The sequence below is a fragment of the Paraburkholderia phymatum genome, assembly GCF_038900715.1.
Classification (GTDB): domain Bacteria; phylum Pseudomonadota; class Gammaproteobacteria; order Burkholderiales; family Burkholderiaceae; genus Paraburkholderia; species Paraburkholderia phymatum_A.
On the sequence record NZ_JAYMRZ010000013.1, the window covers coordinates 210,525 to 231,773 of the forward strand.

Annotated in this window: 15 protein-coding genes; 12 read left to right on the forward strand and 3 right to left on the reverse strand. The window is 65.4% G+C overall.

Annotated elements, in window-relative coordinates; translation table 11 throughout:
* Positions 1-54: 54 nt before the first annotated feature.
* Complete coding sequence (glnE, locus tag VSR68_RS23800; protein ID WP_342942179.1) at positions 55-2,847, reverse strand: bifunctional [glutamate--ammonia ligase]-adenylyl-L-tyrosine phosphorylase/[glutamate--ammonia-ligase] adenylyltransferase; 2,793 nt, start codon at positions 2,845-2,847, stop codon at positions 55-57.
* A 186-nt stretch (positions 2,848-3,033) separates the two neighbouring features.
* Between glnE and VSR68_RS23805 the strand changes: the two genes are divergently transcribed.
* From VSR68_RS23805 to VSR68_RS23830, 6 genes are all read left to right on the forward strand, one after another.
* A complete protein-coding gene (locus tag VSR68_RS23805; RefSeq protein WP_342942180.1) occupies positions 3,034-7,269 on the forward strand; it encodes a YhdP family protein in 4,236 nt (1,411 codons plus the stop codon).
* Positions 7,270-7,422: 153 nt separating this feature from the next.
* A complete protein-coding gene (locus VSR68_RS23810; protein ID WP_342942181.1) occupies positions 7,423-8,271 on the forward strand; it encodes a carbon-nitrogen hydrolase family protein in 849 nt (282 codons plus the stop codon).
* 99 nt (positions 8,272-8,370) lie between these two features.
* Positions 8,371-9,837, forward strand: coding sequence for a metalloprotease TldD (gene tldD / locus VSR68_RS23815; protein WP_342942182.1), 1,467 nt, complete (start codon positions 8,371-8,373; stop codon positions 9,835-9,837).
* Between the two features lie 385 nt (positions 9,838-10,222).
* Positions 10,223-11,296, forward strand: coding sequence for a 3-deoxy-7-phosphoheptulonate synthase AroG (gene aroG, locus VSR68_RS23820; protein WP_342942183.1), 1,074 nt, complete (start codon positions 10,223-10,225; stop codon positions 11,294-11,296).
* A gap of 183 nt (positions 11,297-11,479) precedes the next feature.
* Entirely contained in the window at positions 11,480-11,818 is a 339-nt protein-coding gene (locus VSR68_RS23825) for a type II toxin-antitoxin system RelE/ParE family toxin (RefSeq protein ID WP_342942184.1), read from the forward strand.
* Positions 11,815-12,150, forward strand: coding sequence for a helix-turn-helix domain-containing protein (locus tag VSR68_RS23830; RefSeq protein WP_342935769.1), 336 nt, complete (start codon positions 11,815-11,817; stop codon positions 12,148-12,150). Before VSR68_RS23825 ends, VSR68_RS23830 begins: the two co-directional genes overlap by 4 nt.
* Before the next feature lie 147 nt (positions 12,151-12,297).
* Here VSR68_RS23830 and VSR68_RS23835 read toward each other — a convergent pair whose 3' ends face one another.
* A complete protein-coding gene (locus VSR68_RS23835; RefSeq protein WP_342942185.1) occupies positions 12,298-12,864 on the reverse strand; it encodes a cob(I)yrinic acid a,c-diamide adenosyltransferase in 567 nt (188 codons plus the stop codon).
* A gap of 218 nt (positions 12,865-13,082) precedes the next feature.
* Here VSR68_RS23835 and VSR68_RS23840 point away from each other — a divergent pair, with 218 nt between their 5' ends.
* The 6 genes from VSR68_RS23840 (at position 13,083) to proC (ending at position 20,295) form a co-directional block, all read left to right on the forward strand.
* Positions 13,083-14,498 (forward strand): FAD-binding oxidoreductase, encoded by a 1,416-nt coding sequence (locus tag VSR68_RS23840; protein ID WP_342942212.1) that lies wholly within the window; start codon positions 13,083-13,085, stop codon positions 14,496-14,498.
* A 63-nt stretch (positions 14,499-14,561) separates the two neighbouring features.
* Positions 14,562-16,067, forward strand: a complete 1,506-nt coding sequence (locus VSR68_RS23845) for an FAD-linked oxidase C-terminal domain-containing protein (protein ID WP_342942186.1) — start codon at positions 14,562-14,564, stop codon at positions 16,065-16,067.
* A 234-nt stretch (positions 16,068-16,301) separates the two neighbouring features.
* Complete coding sequence (gene glcE / locus VSR68_RS23850) at positions 16,302-17,390, forward strand: glycolate oxidase subunit GlcE (RefSeq protein ID WP_342942187.1); 1,089 nt, start codon at positions 16,302-16,304, stop codon at positions 17,388-17,390.
* A gap of 7 nt (positions 17,391-17,397) precedes the next feature.
* The gene (gene glcF / locus VSR68_RS23855) at positions 17,398-18,624 is read left to right on the forward strand and encodes a glycolate oxidase subunit GlcF (protein WP_342942188.1); all 1,227 of its coding nucleotides are present in this window, start codon (positions 17,398-17,400) and stop codon (positions 18,622-18,624) included.
* A 144-nt stretch (positions 18,625-18,768) separates the two neighbouring features.
* A complete protein-coding gene (locus VSR68_RS23860) occupies positions 18,769-19,467 on the forward strand; it encodes a YggS family pyridoxal phosphate-dependent enzyme (protein WP_342942189.1) in 699 nt (232 codons plus the stop codon).
* Positions 19,468-19,479: 12 nt separating this feature from the next.
* The gene (gene proC / locus VSR68_RS23865) at positions 19,480-20,295 is read left to right on the forward strand and encodes a pyrroline-5-carboxylate reductase (protein WP_342942190.1); all 816 of its coding nucleotides are present in this window, start codon (positions 19,480-19,482) and stop codon (positions 20,293-20,295) included.
* A gap of 83 nt (positions 20,296-20,378) precedes the next feature.
* On the opposite strand, the gene ubiA is transcribed toward proC, so the two are convergent.
* The gene (gene ubiA, locus VSR68_RS23870; protein ID WP_342942191.1) at positions 20,379-21,242 is read right to left on the reverse strand and encodes a 4-hydroxybenzoate octaprenyltransferase; all 864 of its coding nucleotides are present in this window, start codon (positions 21,240-21,242) and stop codon (positions 20,379-20,381) included.
* Positions 21,243-21,249 lie beyond the last annotated feature (7 nt).

The window sequence follows — 21,249 nt, forward strand, 5'->3', positions numbered from 1 at the left end:
CTCGTCAGGGAGCGCCGTGAAACGAACGCCCTCGCCGTAACAACACGCGAGCCGCTATCCGAACACCCGCTTCCACAAGCGCAACACGGCCTCGCGTTCTTTCTCCACAGTCTGCGGCTCGACACGCGCCTTCTCCATGCCGTCGAGCCGCAGCTTGTGCTGCAGCTTGCGATACGTCCGGTAAGCCGCGCCGACGGTATCTGCCTCCTCGCCGCTCATCAAGCCGAAGCGCGACACTTCGCGCAGCAACGCGATGTTGCCCGTGTTGCGGATCAGCTCGGGATCGCGCGCCGCATGCAGCAGCACCCAGTACTGCACGGCGAACTCGATGTCGACCATCCCGCCGCGATCGTGCTTCAGATCGAACAGTTCGGTGCGATTCGGATGGCCTTCTTCGACTCGCCGCCGCATACCGACGATCTCGCCGGCAAGCGATGCCGCGTCGCGCGGCGTCGTCAGCACCTGTTCGCGGATCGCCTCGAACTTCGCGCCGATCTCGGGATCGCCCGCGCAATAGCGCGCCCGCGTGAGCGCCTGGTGCTCCCATACCCATGCCGTGTTGGCCGCATCGCCTTCGCGCAGCTGATAGCGGCGGAATGCGTCGAGGTCCGTCACGAGCAAACCCGACTCGCCATTCGGACGCAGCCGCAAGTCGACGTCGAACAGAATGCCCGCGCCCGTCGCCGTCGTGAGCCACGTGATCAGGCGGCGCGTGAACGTCGCGTAGATGTCGGACGCGTTGTCGTCGGGGTCGTCGTAGAGAAAGATCAGATCGAGGTCCGATGCGTAGCCGAGCTCCTTTCCGCCGAGCTTGCCGTACGCGATGATCGCGAAGCGCGGCACCTCGCGATGGCGCTTCGCAAGCTGGTTCCAGACGGCTTCGATCGTCACGTCGAGCACGGCGTCCGCGAGTTCGGACAGACGGTCGCTGACGTGCTCGACGCTCAGCTTGCCCGCCAGATCGATCAGCAGAATGCGGAACACTTCGGCTTGATGCGCGTGGCGCAGCAGGTCCATCTGCTGCTCGACGCCGTCGGCCGCCGCGAGCCGCGCACGCAGCGCGCGCTTGAACTCGGGCCAGTCGAACGGGCTCGCCATCGCTTCGTCGTCGAGCAGCTCGTCGAGCAATTGCGGATGGCGGATCAGATAGCCGGCCGCCCAGCGCGACGCGCCCAGCACCGACAGCACGCGATGCAGCGCCTGCGGATACTCCGTCAGCAGCGCGAGATACGCGCCGCGCCGTCCGACGCCTTCGAGCAGATCGAACAGGCGCACGAGAATATCGGCCCGCCGCTCGGGCGGCTCCAGCGTGCGCGCGGCTTCGAGCGCGCGCTGCGCGACGATGTCGAAGCGCTGCCGGCTGCGCTCCGCGAGACCAGCGTAGCGCGACGACTGCCACACCGCCTTGAGGCGCGCGAGCAGATCGCCGGGCGCGTCGATGCCCAGCTCGACGAGGCGCGCTGCGAGCGCTTCGTCGGCGCCATCGTCCGCGAGCGCGCTGCTCCAGACCCACGCCGCCGCGCCGTCTTCGGGCGCGCCGCAGCCGCCCTGCCCGCTCACCTTGTCGGCGAAAATCTGGTCGAACTGCTGTTCGACCAGCTCGCGGTGCGCTTCGAGCTTCGACATCAGCGACGCGTAGTCGTCGAAGCCCATCGACTTCGCGAGATGCGCGCGCTCGCCGGGATCGACGGGCATCGCGTGGGTCTGCGCGTCGTTGCGGTACTGCAAGCGGTGTTCGAGCTCGCGCAGGAACAGATACGCACTCGACAGATCCGCGCACACTTCCGGCGAAACGAGACCGCGCGCGGCCGCATGCGTCAGCACGGCGAGCGTCGGACGCACGCGAAAGCCCGCGTCCTGGCCGCCGCGTATCAGCTGGAACACCTGCGCGCTGAACTCGATCTCGCGGATGCCGCCGCGGCCGAGCTTGATATCGTCGGCTTTATCCGGGCGCATCGACGCGCGCCGCTGCGCTTCCTGGCGAATCTGCAGATGCAGCGAACGGATCGCGCTGATCACGCCGAAGTCCAGGTAACGCCGGTAGACGAACGGCTTCACGATCGAGTCGAGCTGCTTCGAGAGCCTGCGCGCCGAGTCGCTTGCCTGCGCGGACACGAGCCGCCCCTTGATCCACGCGTAGCGCTCCCATTCGCGGCCCTGCACATAGAAATACTCTTCGAGCATGCCGAGACTGCACACGAGCGGCCCGGAATCGCCATTCGGCCGCAGCCGCATGTCGACGCGAAACACATAGCCGTCGGCCGTCACTTCGGCCAGCGCCGCAATCAGCCGCTTGCCGAGTCGCGTGAAGAAGTCCTGCGTCGCGATGGGCGAGCGCTGGCCGCCCGTCGTCTCGCCGTCGTCTTCGTAGACGAAGATCAGGTCGATGTCCGACGATACGTTCAGCTCCCGCCCGCCCAGCTTGCCCATGCCGACCACGCCGAGCGACAGGCGCTCGCCCTGCGAGCCGCGCGGCTCGCCGAAGAGCGCTTCGAGATCGGCTGATACGACGGCCATCGCGCGCTGGATCGTCGCTTCGGCGAGGTCGGTCATCGTGCCCGTCACTTCGGCCACGTCGGCCGCGCCCGTCAGGTCGCGCTCCATCACTGCGCAAAACACTTCAGTACGAAGCTGACGCAGCGCCTTTTTCAGCGCGTCTTCGGAAAGCGGCGCATCGGGCGCCGCACGCAACGCGTCGGCAAGCGCATCGAGCCGCGCGTCGATGCGCTGCCGGTTGATGGGCGCCGCCGCCAGCGCCGCGACGCGCGCCGCGAGATGGGGTTGCGCCGCGTAAGCACGCGATGCGTAGTGCGAATAGCTGGAACTCAACAGGGATGGTTCGGTCATCAAGGATCTGGCTCGCTTGTTGCTGAATTGCGGCTGAGGTATCTCGCGGCCGTTGCTCGCGCAAACCGCCGGCACCCCGTGTGGCCTTGCGCACACCCGCTGCGCCTCACGGCCTTGGCGGCTGGCCCGTGTGATACATTTCGTCGTTAGAACCGCAAAACTACCATATGCCTACCCCGTCGCAGCATGTCCGAGCGAAACTCATCCGCCGACCCGCATGAAGCCGGACGCGTCAAGCCCGTAGGCGGAAGCGATCATGTGGTGCTGCGCCACACGCTGCGAGTCCTTCTCAGCATTGCGCTCTTCCTGTACTTCGTCGTCCTGCTGGCCGTGCTCGGCCTGCGCTATCTCGTGCTGCCGTACGCCGACTCCTTCCGTCCGAAAATCGAGGCAGCCGTATCCGAAAAGATCCACGCCCAGCTCAGGATCGGCAAGCTCGCGCCGCATTGGACGGGCTTCCAGCCAGGACTCGAAGCCACCAACGTCACCATCACCAATCGCGACGGCAAAGTCGCGCTGATGATTCCGCATGCGAGCGCGACCGTGTCGTGGTCGTCCGTCTGGAAGCTCGCGCCCATTCTTTCCAGCGTGATCATCGACAAGCCGGATCTGCTCATCGAGCGAGAGACGGACGGCTCGCTCACCATCGCCGGCGTGACGGTGCCGACGGTTCACACGGGCAACGACACGTTCAGCACATGGCTGTTGCGGCAGCAGGCGATGATCCTGCGCGGCGGCACGCTGCGCTGGCACGACACGCGGCGCGACGCGCCTGAGATTGCCTTGCAGAATATCCGCCTCGCCATTCTCAGCGACGGCTACGATCACAAGCTCGCGCTCCAGGCGCCGCCCGACGGCAAGGTGCTGTTCGGTCCGCTCGACTTTCGCGCGCACTTCCGTCACGCGCGACTCGGGGCAATGGGCAAGCCGATCAACTGGACGGGCGAGGCGTATATCTCGACGGGCCCCGTCGATCTGCCGATGCTCGCCCGCTACATGGATTTCCCGATCGAAACCTACGCCGGCCGCATCGACAACGCGATCTGGCTGCAGTTCACGCAAGGCCGCGTGAGGTCTGCCGCCGGGGAGCTGTCGGGCAACAGCATCGCGTTGCGCGTGAAGCCGACGCAGCCGAAGCTCGACGTGCCCGTCGCGCGTTTTTCGTGGGCTGTCGCGCACGACGCCGACGAATGGACGCTCGATCTGCGCGATCTGCGCGCCGAGCTCGGCCAGCCGCCGCTCGACGACGGCACGCCCGTCGCCCGCATCCTCGCGCTTCATACGTTGTCGAGCCGTTACCGGGTGCCGAGCGTCCAGCACGGACAGCTGATCAGCATCACGGGCGATCGCGTCGACCTCGGCATCCTTGCAGAATTCAGCCGCGCGCTGCCGCTGCCGAGGCGTCTGTTGAACAACCTCGTGCGCTACAACCCGCGCGGCCTCGTCGCCGATTACACGATCGAAGTCGAGCGCGGCAAGCCCGATTCGGGCGAAGCCGCGAGCGAGCATCGCGAGCCGGGCGCGGAGCCGATCATCCGCTATCGCTTCAAGGGAGACCTGCAAGGCATCAGCATCGCCGCGCAGGAGCCGCCGCCTGGGCTCACCGCGAGAAATCACCCGCGAGCGGGCATTCCGGGCATCGAGAATCTGTGGGGCACCGTCGACGCCGACGAACGGCACGGCGCGCTCACCATCGACACGGCGAACGCGGCGATCACGATGCCCGGCGTGTTCGACGATCCGCGCCTGACGTTCGACCATCTGAGCGGCAAGGGCACATGGACGATCGCGCCCGCCGTCGCGCCGGGGCAGCGGCACAAGGCATTCGACGTGCAGGTGTCGGAGCTGAAGGTGTCGAACGCGGACGCGGACGCGAAAGCGACGGCCAGCTATTCGAACATCGGCAGCGGGCGCGGCTCGCTCGATCTGAAGGCCGAGTTCGAGCGCGCGCAGGTGCCGCGCATCACGCGCTATCTGCCGACCAGCATCAGCGAAAAGCTGCGCATCTATCTGGGCCACGGCTTGCAGGCGGGCATGTCGCGCGGCGCGACCATCGAGATTCACGGCAATCTCGACAAATTCCCCTACTCGCGCGATCCGAAGGCGGGCGTCTTCCGGATCGTCGCGCCGTTCAAGGGCGGCCGCTTCGACCCGTCGCCGTACCCGCCGCGCACGCTGAAGAACGGCACGCCGAACGTATGGCCCGCGCTCGACGGCATCGACGGCGAGTTCCAGCTGAAAGAGAACCTGCTGCGCTTCGACGCCGAGCGCGCCCATTACAAGCGCCTCGCGCTGAACAAGGTGACGGGCAAGATCGACGACCTGGGCACGCGCGCATCGAGCCTCGTCATCACGGGCGACGCGCGCGGGCCGCTCGCCGACATGCTCGACTACGTGAACAACAGCGCGCTCGGCGGGATGGCGAAACATCAGACGGAAAAGCTCCATGCCGAGGGCCCCGCCGCGCTCGCGCTCAAGCTGACGGTGCCGCGCACGCTGCCCACGCCCGGCACGCCGCCGAAGCCGCGCGTCGCCGTGGAGGGCTCGCTTGCGTTCGAGAACGACAGGCTGTCGATGGACAACGTCCCGCCGCTGTCGCAACTGCGCGGCAAGGTGCGCTTCACCGAGCACACGGCGCAGGTCGACGGGCTCTCGGGGCAGTTCATGGGCGGCGACGTGCGCGCGAAAGGCGGACTGGACGCGAGCGGCGCGTACGCACTCGACGTGTCCGGGCATGTCGCCGTCGATGCCGCGCGCGGACTGAACCTGCGCGGCCTGCCCGCGCAGGTGCTGACGCGGATGAACGGCGGCGCGCCGTACGACATGAGCGTGCGCGGCGCCAAAGGCCGCTTGCCGGATGTCGCCGTTCATTCGGACCTGACGGGGCTCGCGCTCGATTTCCCCGCGCCGTTCAAGAAGCCGATCGGCACGCCGATGCCGCTCGACTTCACGTTCCGGCCGAGTGTTTCGAACGAAGGCGGCAGCGCCGTCGCGGAAGGCAACGGCAATAGCAATGGCATCCAGCGCGCGGACCTCACGTTCGGCCCGATCGCGGCGACCTATCTGCTCAGGCACGCGCCCGGCCAGCCGCCCGAAGTCGTGCGCGGCGCCGTCGGCGTGAACCGGCCGGCCGATCTGCCGTCGGAAGGCGTGACGGCCGCCGTCGACATCGACGCGCTCGACGCCGACGCCTGGCGCGCCCTCTTCGTGCAGATGCGCAAGGCGAACGAAGGCGTCGCGCCGATGCCGCCCAGCGCGACGGCCGTGCAGTTCATGCCGAACCGCTTCGCCGTGCACATCGGCACGCTGACGCTGCTCAAGCGCCGCTGGGAAAGCGTGGTGGTCGGCGCGTCGCGCTACGACAAGCAGTGGCAGGCGAACATCGCGTCGAACCAGGTGTCGGGGCACGTGTCGTGGCTGCCGGGCGCGACGCCGGGCTCGCCGGGCACGCTGCAGGCGCGGCTCGCCCGGCTCGTGATTCCATCCGTGGCCGAAAACGATCTGCTCGGTCCGGCCATCAACCAGCCGGCGCAGAACATTCCGACGATCGATCTCGTCGTCAACGAGTTGAGCGTGCGCGGGCGCAATTTCGGCAAGCTCGAAGTCAATGCGCACAACTTCGAGGACAACGGCACGCCCGTCTGGCAACTCGATTCGCTCGACATCAGCAACCCGGCCGCGACGCTCAAGGCGACGGCGAACTGGCGCACGGGCCGCAACTACGGCGCGAACCAGGACGACGAGGCCGAGCGCAGCACCGAACTCGATTTCAAGCTCGACATCAAGGATGCGGGCGCGCTGCTCGAACGCGCGGGACTGCCGCGCACGCTGAAGGCGGGCGAAGGATCGGTGTCGGGCAAGCTCGGCTGGCGGGGCGGTCCCACGAAACCCGACTATCCGACGCTCAACGGCAACCTCGCCGCCGATCTGCGGCACGGACAGATTCTCAAGGTCGATCCCGGCGTCGCGAAGCTGCTCGGCGTGCTGAGCCTGCAAAGCCTCGCGCGCTACGCGTCGATGGATTTCCGCGACGTGATCGGCGAAGGGTTGCCGTTCGAGCACGTGACGGGCACGGCACGCGTCGAGAACGGCATCGGCACGACGAACGACTTCGAGATGGTCACGGCGCCCGCGCGGGCCCAAATGAAGGGCTCCGTCGACCTGCCGCACGAAACGCAGGACCTGAAGGTGCATATCGTGCCGACCGTCAGCGCGGGCGCGGGCGTCGTCGCCGCGGCCGTGATCAACCCGCTGCTCGGGCTGGGCGCGCTGGTCGCCGATATCGCGCTGTCGCATTCGATCGAGCATGCGTTCGCAGTCGATTACGCAATCACGGGTTCATGGGCCAAGCCGCACGTCGAGCGGGTCCACACCGATCGCGGTAATATGAACGCGCCGGCCGCCGTCGCGGCGCCCAACTGAGCGAAGCGCACGCCTGACGCGCCTGGGCACTGCATTGCACGTGCCCGTGCCGGCCGCCCGGAAGTGCAGAGCCGTTGCTGGCATCCCCTTTCCGCAGTGCCCCGGTGACGTGCTTTTGCGCCGTTCCCTTTGGCAGGAGTCTATCGAACGCCTATGAGCGACCTGAACACGCAGTCCGCGAAGTCATCCCCTCACGCTGGCCCCTTCCGCGTCGCCGCGCTGCAGATGGTGAGCACGCCGGAGCGCGACCGCAACCTCGCCGAGGCCGAACGCCTGATCGCGCAAGCTGCCGCCGATGGCGCGCAGCTCGTCCTGTTGCCCGAATACTTCTGTTTCATGGGCTACAAGGAAACCGACAAGCTCACCGTGCGCGAACGCTACGGTGACGGCCCGATCCAGCGCTTTCTCGCCGACGCTGCGCGCCGGCACAAGGTGTGGGTCATCGGCGGCACGCTGCCTTTGACGGCGCCCGAAGCGACGCGCGTGCTGAACACGACGCTCGTCTTCGATCCGCAAGGCAATGAGGCCGCGCGCTACGACAAGATCCATCTGTTCAACTTCGAGAAGGGCGAGGAATCGTTCGACGAAGCACGCACGATCCGCGCCGGCGACACCGTCCGCACGTTCGACGCGCCGTTCGGGCGCGTGGGCCTGTCGGTCTGCTACGATCTACGCTTTCCCGAGCTGTACCGGCGCATGGGCGACTGCGCGCTGATCGTCGTGCCGTCCGCATTCACGTACACGACGGGCCGCGCGCACTGGGAAACGCTGCTGCGCGCGCGGGCCGTCGAGAACCAGTGCTACGTGCTCGCCGCCGCGCAGGGCGGCAAGCATGAAAACGGCCGGCGCACGTGGGGCCACAGCATGCTGATCGACCCGTGGGGCGAAATCATCGACGTGCGCGACGAAGGCGCGGGCGTCGTCGCGGGCAATATCGAGCGCTCACGCATCGACGAAGTCCGGCAAAGCCTGCCGGCCTGGCGCCACCGCATGCTCAGCTGACTAAGTCTGATTTGAACCGCATGCATTGAAAGTGCCGCAGCCGTTACCCATCTGACGGCTGCGCACGCAACCGAATACCCTGAATCGAGCGAACTTCGCATGAACATCATCGAACCCAGCATCCGTAATCTCGCGACGGCCAAAGACGTGCTCCTCACGCCCTACGGCCTCGACGAAGCCGTGCTGACCCGCACGCTCGCCGAGATCTTCACGCATCGCGTCGATTACGCCGACCTCTACTTCCAGGCGACGCGCAGCGAGGCCTGGAGCCTGGAGGAAGGCATCGTCAAATCGGGCAGCTTCAGCATCGACCAGGGCGTCGGCGTGCGCGCCGTCTCCGGCGACCGCACGGCCTTCGCGTATTCGGACGACCTGTCGCCCGAAGCGATCCGCCAGGCCGCGATCGCCACGCGCGCGATCGCCAAGGCGGGCGGCGGCAAGCAGAAGATCAAGGCGGCGTCGACGTTGACGGGCGTGTCCGGGCGCGATCTCTATCTGCCGTCCGATCCGCTGCACTCGCTCGACGCAACGGCGAAGGTCAAGCTGCTGGAACGCATCGAGCAGATGGCGCGCGGCCGCGATCCGCGCATCACGCAGGTGATGGCGGGTCTTGCGGGCGAATACGATGTGGTGCTGGTCGCGCGCAGCGACGGCGCGCTGGCGGCGGACATCCGCCCGCTCGTGCGGGTGTCGGTGACGGTCATCGCCGAACAGAATGGCCGACGCGAAATCGGCAGCGGCGGCGGCGGCGGCCGCTACGACTACGGCTATTTCACCGACGACATCCTGTCGAAGTACGTGGACGACGCGGTGCATGCAGCGCTCGTCAACCTCGATGCGCGTCCGGCGCCCGCGGGCGCGATGACGGTCGTGCTCGGACCGGGCTGGCCCGGCGTGCTGCTGCACGAAGCGATCGGCCACGGCCTCGAAGGCGACTTCAACCGCAAGGGGTCGTCCGCGTTTGCGGGCCGCATCGGCGAGCAGGTCGCGGCCAAGGGCGTCACCGTGGTCGACGACGGCACGCTGCCCAACCGTCGAGGCTCGCTGAACATCGACGACGAAGGCAACCCGACGCAGTGCACGACGCTGATCGAAGACGGCATCCTGAAGGGCTACATCCAGGACACGCTGAACGCGCGCCTGATGAAAATGCCCGTGACGGGCAACGCGCGCCGCGAATCGTACGCGGCGCTGCCGATGCCGCGCATGACCAACACGTACATGCTCAACGGCGACAAGGACCCGCAGGAAATCATCGCGTCCGTGAAGAACGGGCTGTACGCGGTGAACTTCGGCGGCGGCCAGGTGGACATCACGAACGGCAAGTTCGTGTTCTCGGCGTCCGAGGCGTACATGATCGAAGACGGCAAGATTACGTACCCCGTCAAGGGCGCGACGCTGATCGGCAGCGGCCCGGAATCGCTCAAGTACGTGAGCATGATTGGCAACGACATGTCGCTGGATACGGGCGTCGGCGTGTGCGGAAAGGAAGGCCAGAGCGTGCCCGTCGGCGTGGGCCAGCCGACGCTGCGCATCGAGAAGATGACGGTCGGCGGCACGGTCTGATTTCGCACGTTCCGCACGTTTCGTGCATCGGTCGCGCGAAACGTGCGGATTTTCCGCATTTTCAGCGCCCACAGCTTGCCAGCTGAGCAATCCTCGGGTTATAAAGCAATTCAACCCTTTTGACGAGCCATCCCTTTTTCGCCATGTCCGCCAAGTTTTATTTTTATTTCTTTTGGGCATCTCAGACCGCTGGCGGATCGAGAGGGGTGTGAACGTACATAGGCACCTGAAATTCCCGAAAAAACCGCCAGCGAGTCTGGCGGTTTTTTTTCGTCCCAACGACTTTGACTTTGACCGTTTTAGCTTGTTGACCCGTTCGCTGCGGCGCCGTCGTTGAATCGCAGACCGCGCGAACCGCGCTACGAACCGAATCGAGGAGAAAACCATGCCCCCGCACAATACCGACGATGTCCGCATCCGCGAACTGAAAGAACTGACGCCGCCTGCTCACCTGATCCGCGAGTTCCCCTGCGACGAGAAGGTATCCGACCTGATCTTCAACGCTCGCTCGTCGATGCATCGGATCCTGCACGGCATGGACGACCGTCTGATCGTCATCATCGGACCCTGCTCGATTCACGACCCGAAGGCCGCGATCGAATATGCAGGCCGCCTGATCGAACAGCGCACGCGCTTCGCGACCGAACTCGAGATCGTGATGCGCGTGTACTTCGAAAAGCCGCGCACGACGGTGGGCTGGAAGGGCCTCATCAACGATCCGTACATGGACAACAGCTTCAAGATCAACGACGGCCTGCGCACCGCGCGCGAGCTGCTGATGAAGATCAACGAGTTGGGCCTGCCCGCCGGCACCGAATATCTCGACATGATCAGCCCGCAATACATCGCCGATCTGATCTCGTGGGGCGCGATCGGCGCGCGCACGACGGAATCGCAGGTGCATCGCGAACTCGCGTCGGGCCTGTCGTGTCCCGTCGGCTTCAAGAACGGCACGGACGGCAACGTGAAGATCGCCGTCGATGCAATCAAGGCCGCGTCGCAGCCGCACCATTTCCTGTCGGTGACGAAGGGCGGCCACTCGGCCATCGTATCGACGGCGGGCAATGAGGACTGCCACATCATCCTGCGCGGTGGCAAGGTGCCGAACTACGACGCCGACAGCGTGAACGCAGCGTGCACCGACATCGGCAAGGCAGGCCTCGCCGCGCGCCTGATGATCGACGCAAGCCACGCGAACAGCTCGAAGAAGCACGAAAACCAGATTCCCGTGTGCGCGGATATCGGCCGCCAGATCGCGGCGGGCGACGAGCGCATCGTCGGCGTGATGGTGGAATCGCATCTCGTCGCGGGCCGCCAGGACCTGCAAGAGGGCTGCGCGCTGACGTACGGCCAGAGCATCACCGATGCATGCATCGGCTGGGACGACAGCATCGCCGTGCTCGAAGGTCTCGCGGATGCCGTCAGGCAACGGCGCGTCGCGCGCGGCAGCGGCAACTGACCATCGCCCATATTGCTTCACGCAGACTTTGCCCGACTCATGCAGCCGGGCATTTTTTTGGCCATTCGGCCGAATCGCGCTTCATGTGCGGTTTTTGTGCCTTCGAATCTCGTGCCGGTGTTTGCGAAAAGGCGTTGAACACCGGGAAATTTGGGTATAAAATTTTGTACATGAAGGGAGCACATGGAGCTCGAAAAAGAGATTCGCTGGATCGGCTCCAGCTATGACGATCTGCTTTCGTTTCCAGATGAACCTCGCCGCCAGGCAGGCTTTCAGCTCGCCAAGGTTCAGGCGGGCCTCGATCCGGACAACTGGAAGCCGTTCGATATCGTCGGCGCGGGCACGCGTGAAATTCGCATCAGCGAACAGGAAGGCACTTTTCGCGTGATGTACGTCGCCAAGTTTGTCGAAGCCGTATATGTACTGCACTGCTTCCAGAAGAAGACGCAGGCAACCAGCCGGCATGACAGGGAAATCGCCGAAGCGCGTTATCGCGCAGCGGCCAATGTGAGGAAAGTATGAAGACCATCGACACCAGGGTCCGTCATGTCACGAAACCGGGCGCGAATCTGTTTCTCGAACTCGGCTTCCCCGCAGACGAAGCAAAACGGCTGCACGCCGCATCGCAAAAGCAGATCAACGACACGCGCCTGCTCAAGGAACAGTTGATGTCCGAACTGTCCACGTGGATCGAACAGCATCATCTGAAGCAGTCCGAGGCTGCGGAAATCCTGATGGTGTCGCGGCCGCGCGTGTCGGATGTCGTCAACAAGAAGACTTCGAAATTCACGATCGATACGCTCGTCGAAATGATGAGCCGTATCGGCAAGCCGGTCACGCTCGCGGTCGGCTGAGCGGTCGGGCTGCCCGTCGCTTCGCATTTTGTCGCGCTCGATGTCAGGCGCTTGTTATCGGGCTCCTGGTCCCGCTTTTTGTCCCGCCTCTTCGCCAGGCTTTTGCCGCGCTTCTTGCGCGGCTGGCCGTGTCCTTGGCCCGCCTCGCTAGCCGCCGGTGCTTTTCGAGCCGCGGTCGTGTTGCCACAGCACATCACTGCCGCCATCCGCGCGGTTGAGCACGCGAGCCAGCACGAACAGCAGATCGGACAGCCGGTTCACATATCGACGCGGCGCCGCGTTGATCGTGTCGACGGCACCGAGCGCGACGATCGAGCGCTCGGCTCGCCTGCAAACCGTCCGGCACACATGCGCGAGCGAAGCGGCGCGCGTGCCCGCCGGGAGAATGAACTCCTTGAGCGGCGGCAAGGTCGCGTTGTGTTCAGCGAGCCATGCATCCAGTTGTGCGAGATGCGTATCGGCGATCATCGAATGGCCCGGAATGCATAGCTCGCCGCCCAGATCGAACAGATCGTGCTGGATCGCCGTCAGCGCGGCACGCACGCCGTCGGGCAATGTCTCGCACAGCAGCACGCCGATATTCGAGTTCAATTCATCGACGTCGCCGATCGCGGCAATGCGCGCGTCATCCTTGCGCACGCGGCGGCCGTCGCCGAGACCCGTGGTGCCGTCGTCGCCCGTGCGCGTCGCGATCCTGCTCAAGCGGTTGCCCATGATGTGCGTTTCCTTGTGTCGATTGACGATGCGTCCATGCGGATACATCGCGATATGCCGTCGCGCTTCATTATAGAGTTGCCGCGCTCCCCGCTCGCGACACCGCGTCAAACGCCGCATCAAAGGCTGCACAGAGCTTGCGAGTCCGACGCCGGGCCACGGTCGAAGGGCGTAAAATGGCTATCAACCATCAGAATATTCGCCATCAGGAGACGCAGGTGAACCATCCCGTGCCGCCCACCCCCGTGCGCCGCCCTTTTCCTGCAGAGCTACTCACCGCGCTCAAATCGGCATTCGGTGAACGCGTATCGACATCCGACGCCGTTCGTGCCCATCATGGCCGCGACGAATCACCGTTCGATCCGCAACTGCCCGACGCTGTCGTTTTCGCACGCAACACCGAAGACGTCCAGACCGTCGTCACGCTGTGCAGTCAATACGACGTTCCCATCATTCCATACGGCAATGGCTCCTCGCTGGAAGGCCATCTGCTGGCCGTACAAGGCGGCGTGTCGATCGATCTGTCCGAAATGAACCGCGTGCTGTCGATCAACGCGGAAGATCTGACCGTCACCGTCGAGCCCGGCATCTCGCGCAAGCAGTTAAACGAGGCGCTTCGCGACACGGGTCTCTTCTTCCCGATCGATCCGGGCGCGGACGCGAGCATCGGCGGCATGTCGGCGACGCGCGCGTCGGGCACGAATGCCGTGCGCTACGGCACGATGCGCGAGAACGTGCTGGGCCTGACCGTCGTGCTCGCCGATGGCCGCGTGATCCACACGGGCACGCGAGCACGCAAGTCGTCGGCGGGTTATGACCTTACGCGCCTGTTCGTGGGCTCCGAAGGCACGCTCGGCGTGATCACCGAAATCACCTTGCGCCTCTATCCGCAGCCGGAAGCCGTGTCGGCGGCTGTCTGCGCGTTCCCGTCGATGGGCGACGCCGTGCGCGCCGTGATCGAGACGATCCAGATCGGCGTGCCGATTGCGCGCGTCGAGTTCGTCGATTCGCTCGCGATCCGCTCGATCAATCGTCATTCGAACCTGACGCTGCGCGAAGCGCCCACGCTGTTCTTCGAGTTCCATGGCACGGAAGCCGGCGTGAAAGAGCAGGCCGAACTCGTGCAGGAAATCGCCGCGCAAAACAGCGGCGAGGACTTCGAATGGGCGACGCGCCCTGAAGACCGCAGTCGCCTGTGGAATGCGCGTCACAGCGCCTACTTCGCGATGCTGCAACTGAAGCCCGGCAGCCGAGCGGTCTCCACCGATGTCTGCGTGCCGATTTCGCGCCTCGCCGAATGCGTGGTCGAAACGGAAGCGGACCTCAACGGTTCGCCGCTGCCCTGCCCGATCGTCGGACACGTCGGCGACGGCAATTTCCACGTCTGCATTCTGATCGACCCGAACAAGCCGGAAGAGATGGAAGAAGCGGAGCGCCTGAATCACCGCATCGTGCAGCGCGCGCTGCGCATGGACGGCACCTGCACGGGCGAACACGGCGTGGGCCTGCACAAGATGAACTTTCTGCTCGAAGAACACGGTCCCGTCGCGATCGACGTGATGCGCTCGATCAAGCATTCGCTCGATCCGCGCAACCTGATGAACCCAGGCAAGATCTTTACGTGGGCGGCATAGCGTAACCGCATGTCCGGCCGCGCAGCACAAAGAGGCGCGCGGCCGTCAACGAGGAGACATTCCATGAACGCACCCGGCGAGCTGTCCCCCGAGCTGTCGCCCGAGATGCTTGCGCAACGTCAGCGCGAGGTCGTGCAGGCGTTGATGGCCGTACTGCCCACCCATTGCCTGCTCTTTCGCGAAGAAGACACGGTCGCATACGAATGCGACGGTCTTGCCGCGTACCGGCGCTTGCCGCTTGCCGTCGCGCTGCCGGAAACCGAGTCGCAGGTGCAGCGCATCGCGCAGATCTGTCATCGGCTCAATGTGCCCATTGTGCCGCGCGGCGCGGGCACGAGTCTGTCGGGCGGCGCGATGCCTATCCGGAACGGAGTCGTCGTCTCGCTCGCGCGTTTTCGCAAGATCATCGAAGTCGATCCGTATGCGCGCACGGCAACCGTGCAACCCGGCGTGCGCAATCTGTCGATATCGGAAGCCGCCGCGCCTTACGGCCTTTACTACGCGCCCGATCCGTCATCGCAGATTGCCTGCACGATCGGCGGCAACGTCGCGGAAAATTCCGGCGGCGTGCACTGCCTCAAGTACGGCCTCACGGTGCATAACGTCATGCGCGTGCGTGCCGTCACGATGGACGGCGAAATCGTCGAGTTCGGCTCGCTGAGCCCGGATGCGCCTGGCCTGGACCTGCTGGCCGTCATGATCGGCAGCGAAGGCATGTTCGCGATCGTCACGGAAGTCACCGTCAAGCTGATACCGAAGCCGCAGGCCGCGCAGGTCATCATGGCGAGCTTCGACGATGTCGTGAAAGGCGGCGATGCCGTCGCGGGCATCATTGCCGCGGGCATCATCCCCGCAGGCCTCGAAATGATGGACAAGCCGGCCACCCGCGCCGTCGAGGAGTTCGTCAACGCCGGCTACGATCTCGATGCGGCCGCGATTTTGCTCTGCGAGTCGGACGGCACGCCCGAGGAAGTCAGCGAAGAAATCGTGCGCATGACGGCCGTGCTGCGCGAACACGGCGCGACGCGCATCCAGATTTCGCGCACGGAAGCCGAACGGCTGCGCTTCTGGTCGGGCCGCAAGAACGCGTTCCCGGCCGCCGGCCGGATCTCGCCCGATTACTACTGCATGGACGGCACGGTGCCGCGTCGCAGCATCGGACCGCTGCTCGCGCGTATCGAGGAAATGGAAAAGAAGTACAACTTGCGTTGCATCAACGTGTTCCACGCGGGCGACGGCAACATGCATCCGCTGATCCTGTTCAATGGCAACGACCTCGACGAGTGGCACCGCGCGGAAGCCTTCGGTTGCGACATCCTCGAGACCTGTGTCGAACTGGGTGGCACGGTGACGGGCGAACACGGTGTCGGCATCGAGAAGATCAACTCGATGTGCGTGCAGTTTTCGCCCGAAGAGCGCGACGCGTTCCATGCCGTCAAGCGCGCCTTCGATCCCGCGGCGCTTCTCAACCCCGACAAGGGCATCCCGACGCGCGCGCGTTGCGCCGAGTACGGCAAGCTGCATGTGCGCGGCGGACTGCTGCCTCATCCCGAACTGCCGCGTTTTTGATCGCCTGGCCGGCGGTTGCCTGGTTCACTCCGTGCGCCGTCGGCATTGCGGCCTGGTCCGGCTGATGCTGAGCCTGTCGGATGTTTCGGCTCGCGGCAGGCTGTGCGTACGCGTTGCGCTTGAACGCCCATAAGGCATAACCGGCGCCCTCGGGTTCGTGATACGGGTCGGAACCGGGTTGCCAGCACGGCTTGCCTCGGTACAATCGAAAGCACTACAACGAAACAACGCATCATGAAAGAGGACGACATCGTCGCCGCGTGGTCGGAACGGGTTCGTGCGGCCACGGCCGCCGAACAGCCGCTCCGCATCCGAGGCGGTGGCACGAAGGACTGGTACGGCCAGTCATTGCAGGGTGAGATCCTCGACACGCGCGCGCTTCGCGGCATCATTGCGTACGACCCGGCCGAGCTGGTCATCACCGCGCGCGCAGGCACGCCGCTCCTCGAAATCGAAGCGGCGCTCGCCGAGCATGACCAGATGCTCGCCTTCGAGCCGCCCCACTTCGGCCCGCAGGCGACGCTCGGCGGCTGCATCGCGGCGGGCATCGCCGGTCCGCGCCGCCATTCGGCAGGCGCGCCACGCGACTTCGTGCTCGGCACCGTCGTCATGAACGGCCAGGGGCAAGTGCTTTCGTTCGGCGGACAAGTGGTGAAGAACGTCGCCGGTTACGACGTTTCCCGTCTGATGGCCGGATCGCTCGGAACGCTTGGGCTGATTCTCCAGTTGTCGGTCAAAGTGCTGCCACGTCCGAAGGCCGAAGCAACGCTCAAGTTCGACATGAACGGCACCGATGCCGTGCGCAAGCTCAACGAATGGGGCGGCCGCCCGCTGCCGATCACAGGCAGCGCGTGGCGCAACGGCACGCTGGCCGTGCGGCTGGGCGGCGCGGAAGCGGCCGTCAAGTCGGCGCGCACGTCGCTGGGCGGCGAAGTCGTCGACGCTGTTGAAGCCGAACGCTTCTGGGCCGGCCTGCGCGAACAGACCGATCCGTTTTTCGCGGCCATCGCGCCGAAGTCCGCGCTCTGGCGCCTCGCGCTGCCGACCATCACCGAGCCGCTGCAACTGCCCGGCGCGCAGTTGATGGAATGGGGCGGCGCGCAACGCTGGTGGATCACCGACGCCGACGCGCAAACCGTGCGCATCAGCGCGAAACAGGCAGGCGGCCACGCGACGATCTTTCGCACGGGCCACGGCTACGATCGCGGCGCGGGCGTCTTTACGCCGCTGCCCGCGCCGCTGATGAAGATTCATCGCGGCCTGAAGGCTGCATTCGACCCGGCCCGCATCTTCAATCGCGGCCGGCTGTACCCCGACTTCTGAGCGCGCGATGCAAACCAATCTCGCCGACTTCATTCGCAACACGCCCGACGGCGACGAAGCCGACGCCATCCTGCGCAAATGCGTGCATTGCGGCTTTTGCACCGCCACCTGCCCGACGTATCAACTGCTGGGCGACGAACTCGACGGGCCGCGCGGCCGCATCTATCTGATCAAGCAGATGGTGGAAGGCGCGCCCGTCACTCGCAGCACGCAACTGCATCTGGACCGCTGCCTCACGTGCCGCAATTGCGAATCCACCTGCCCGTCCGGCGTGCAGTACGGCAGGCTCGTCGAGATTGGCCGCAAGCTCACCGAAGAAAAAGTGCCACGGCCTTTCGGCCAGCGGCTGATGCGCCGCGTGCTCGCGAGCTTCGTGCCGAACAGCACGCTCTTCACGCCTGCGATGCGTATCGGCCAGCACTTCCGTCCGCTGCTGCCGAAGAAGCTGCGCGACAAGGTTCCGCAACGGCAACGTCAGCTCGAGTGGCCGACGGCCACGCATCCGCGCAAGATGCTGATGCTCGCGGGCTGCGTGCAACCGTCGATGATGCCGAACGTCAACATCGCGACGGCACGCGTGCTGGACGCGCTCGGCATCCAGACGGTCATCGCGCCGGAAGCGGGCTGCTGCGGCGCGATCCGGCTGCACCTCGGCTACAACGACGAAGCGCTGGACGACGTGCGGCAGAACATCGACGCGTGGTGGCCGCATGTCGGACAGGGCGTCGAGGCGATCGTGATGAACGCATCCGGCTGCGGCGCGACCGTCAAGGAATACGCGCACCTGATGCGCAACGATTCCGCTTACGCGGAGAAAGCGAAGCGCATCGTCGAACTGACGCGCGACATCAGCGAAATCCTGCCCGACTTCGAAGAAGCGCTGACGCCGCTCACGCGCCGCCGCGCGATCCACACCGTCGCGTTTCACCCGCCTTGCACGCTCCAGCATGGCCAGCAGATTCGCGGCAAGGTCGAACAGTTGCTGACGGCGCTCGGCATCGACGTCAGGCTGCCCGCCGACAGCCACCTGTGCTGCGGTTCGGCCGGCACCTATTCGCTCACGCAACCGGCGCTGTCGTACGCGCTGCGCAACCAGAAGCTCGAAAAGCTGAAGTCGCAGGAGCCGCAGATCATCGTCTCGGCTAATGTGGGCTGCATCGCGCATCTGCAAAGCGGAACCTCCACGCCTGTCGTACATTGGATCGAACTGGTCGAGCACATGCTCGCGGCCTGAGCCTGCGTGCTGTGCTTGCGTCGTGATCCACAGCATCGCTCGCAGGCGATGCACGCGCAACCTGGCCATTCGGCCAGGTCGTGACGCGCGGGAGGCATCCGTATAATTCGAATCGTCGCCCCTCGCATCGGTAATCAACGATTCATGCCAGATCTCGCTCACAATCTCGACGCAGTGCATCAGCGCATCGCTCTCGCCGCGCAGGTCGCGGGCCGTGATCCGCGCTCGATTGCGCTGCTCGCCGTCTCGAAGACGTTTCCCGCCGAAGACGTTCGCGCCGCCCATGCAGCGGGCCAGCGCGCGTTCGGCGAAAACTACGTGCAGGAAAGCCTGACGAAAATCGAAGCGCTGCCCGATCTGCGCGCTTCGATCGAATGGCATTTCATCGGACCGCTGCAGTCGAACAAGACGCGCCCCGTTGCCGAACATTTCGACTGGGTGCATTCCGTCGATCGCCTGAAGATCGCGCAGCGGCTGTCCGAACAGCGGCCCGACGTCTTGCCGCCGCTCAACGTGTGCCTTCAGGTGAACATCAGCGGCGAAGCATCGAAGAGCGGCGTGACACCTGAAGAAGCGTTGCATGTCGCGCGCGAAGTCGCGTCGCTGCCGAAGTTACGGCTGCGCGGCCTGATGGCGATTCCCGAACCGGCAGGCGACGTCGAACAGCAGCGCGCGCCGCATCGCGCGTTGCGCGAGCTGTTCGAGACGCTGCGCGCGGAGGGTCTCGAACTCGACACGCTGTCGATGGGCATGTCGGGCGATCTCGAAGCGGCCGTGCTCGAAGGCGCGACGATCGTGCGTATCGGCACGGCGATCTTCGGCGCCCGTGATTACTCTCACTAACTCCCGTACATCATGAAAATTGCCTTCATCGGCGGCGGCAATATGGCCGCCGCACTCATCGGCGGTCTGATCAAGCGCGGCGTTGCGCCGACGGACATTCGAGCCATCGATCCCAACGAAGACGCGCGCAAGCGCAACGAACAGCAGTTCGGCGTCGGCACGAGCGCGACGGCGGATGCGTCGCTGAAATCGTTCGATGCCGTCGTGCTCGCCGTGAAGCCGCAGATCGTCAAGGACGTCGCGGCCGCGCTCGCGCCGCATCTGTCGCCGTCGCAGGTCGTCATCAGCATCGTCGCGGGCATTCGCGGCGCAGACCTCTCGCGTTGGCTCGGCGGTCACGCGCGCCTCGTGCGCACGATGCCAAACACGCCCGCGCTGATCGGCATGGGCGTGACGGGGCTGGTCGCGCTAGGCGGCGTCGACGAGGCGGGACGCGCGCTGGCGTCGCAGATTCTCGGCGCGGTCGGACAGACGGTATGGTTCGACGACGAAGCGAAGATCGATGCCGTGACGGCCATCTCGGGCAGCGGCCCCGCCTACGTCTTCTACTTCATCGAGGCCATGCAGGAAGCGGCGCGCCAGTTGGGCATGGACGAGGAACAGGGCCGCGCGCTCGCCGTCGCGACATTCACGGGTGCCGCACAACTCGCCGCGCAATCGGGCGAACCGGCAAGCGTGCTGCGCGAGCGCGTGACGTCGAAGGGCGGCACGACGGCGGCCGCGCTGGCGTCGTTCGAAGCTCAAGGCGTGAAGGACGCGATCGTGCGCGGCGCGCTGGCCGCCGATGCGCGGGCCCGTGAAATGGGAGAGGAATTCGGCAAGCAGTGAAGGCGCTTGCCGTTTGACACGGGCGGACGCTGCGGCACGATACCGACGACGCGATCGGCGCCGCAGCGCTTATCAAAAGGCGTTCAGAACGCCTGCGCCGCGTAATGCGCGGCAATGCCGGCAAACAACGCGCCGCCTAGCCAGTTGTTATGGCGGAACGCCGCGAAGCACGGCATGCGCTCGCGGTCCTTGATCAGCGTGTAGTGGTACACGGCGCAGCCGGCAGCGGCGGCAAGACCGATCCAGTACAGCACGCCGAACCCCAGCACGACGCCGATGCCGACATAGATGCCGAGCGTGACCGCGTAGCAGATCATGATCGCGAGCACGTCGAAGCGGCCGAACGTCAGCGCGGACGTGCGAATGCCGATCTTGATGTCGTCGTCGCGATCGACCATCGCGTATTCGGTGTCGTACGCGACGGACCAGAACACGTTCGCGAGCAGCATCACCCACGCGAGCAGCGGCACCTGATTCTGTATCGCGGCGAACGCCATCGGAATGCCGAAGCCGAACGCAATGCCCAGATACGCTTGCGGAATGGCGAAGAAGCGCTTCGTGAACGGATACGTGCCCGCGACGAACAGCGCCGCCACCGACAACTCCTTCGTCAGCGTATTGAGCGGCAGGATCAGCAGAAACGCGATCAGCGACAGCCCGACCGCCAGCGCCACTGCTTCCCACGCCTTGATCCTGCCCGACGTTATCGGCCGGTTTTCGGTGCGCTTCACGTAGCGGTCGAAATCGCGGTCCGCGTAGTCGTTGATCGCGCAGCCGGCAGAGCGCATCAGCACCGTGCCAATCGTGAAGATCACCAGCAGCGACAACGACGGATGGCCGTCGGATGCAATCCACAGGGCGTTGAGCGTCGGCCACAGCAGCAGCAGGCTGCCGATCGGCTTGTCCATGCGGACGAGGCGCAGAAAAAGCGGGAGTCGGGCGAACATGGCGGTG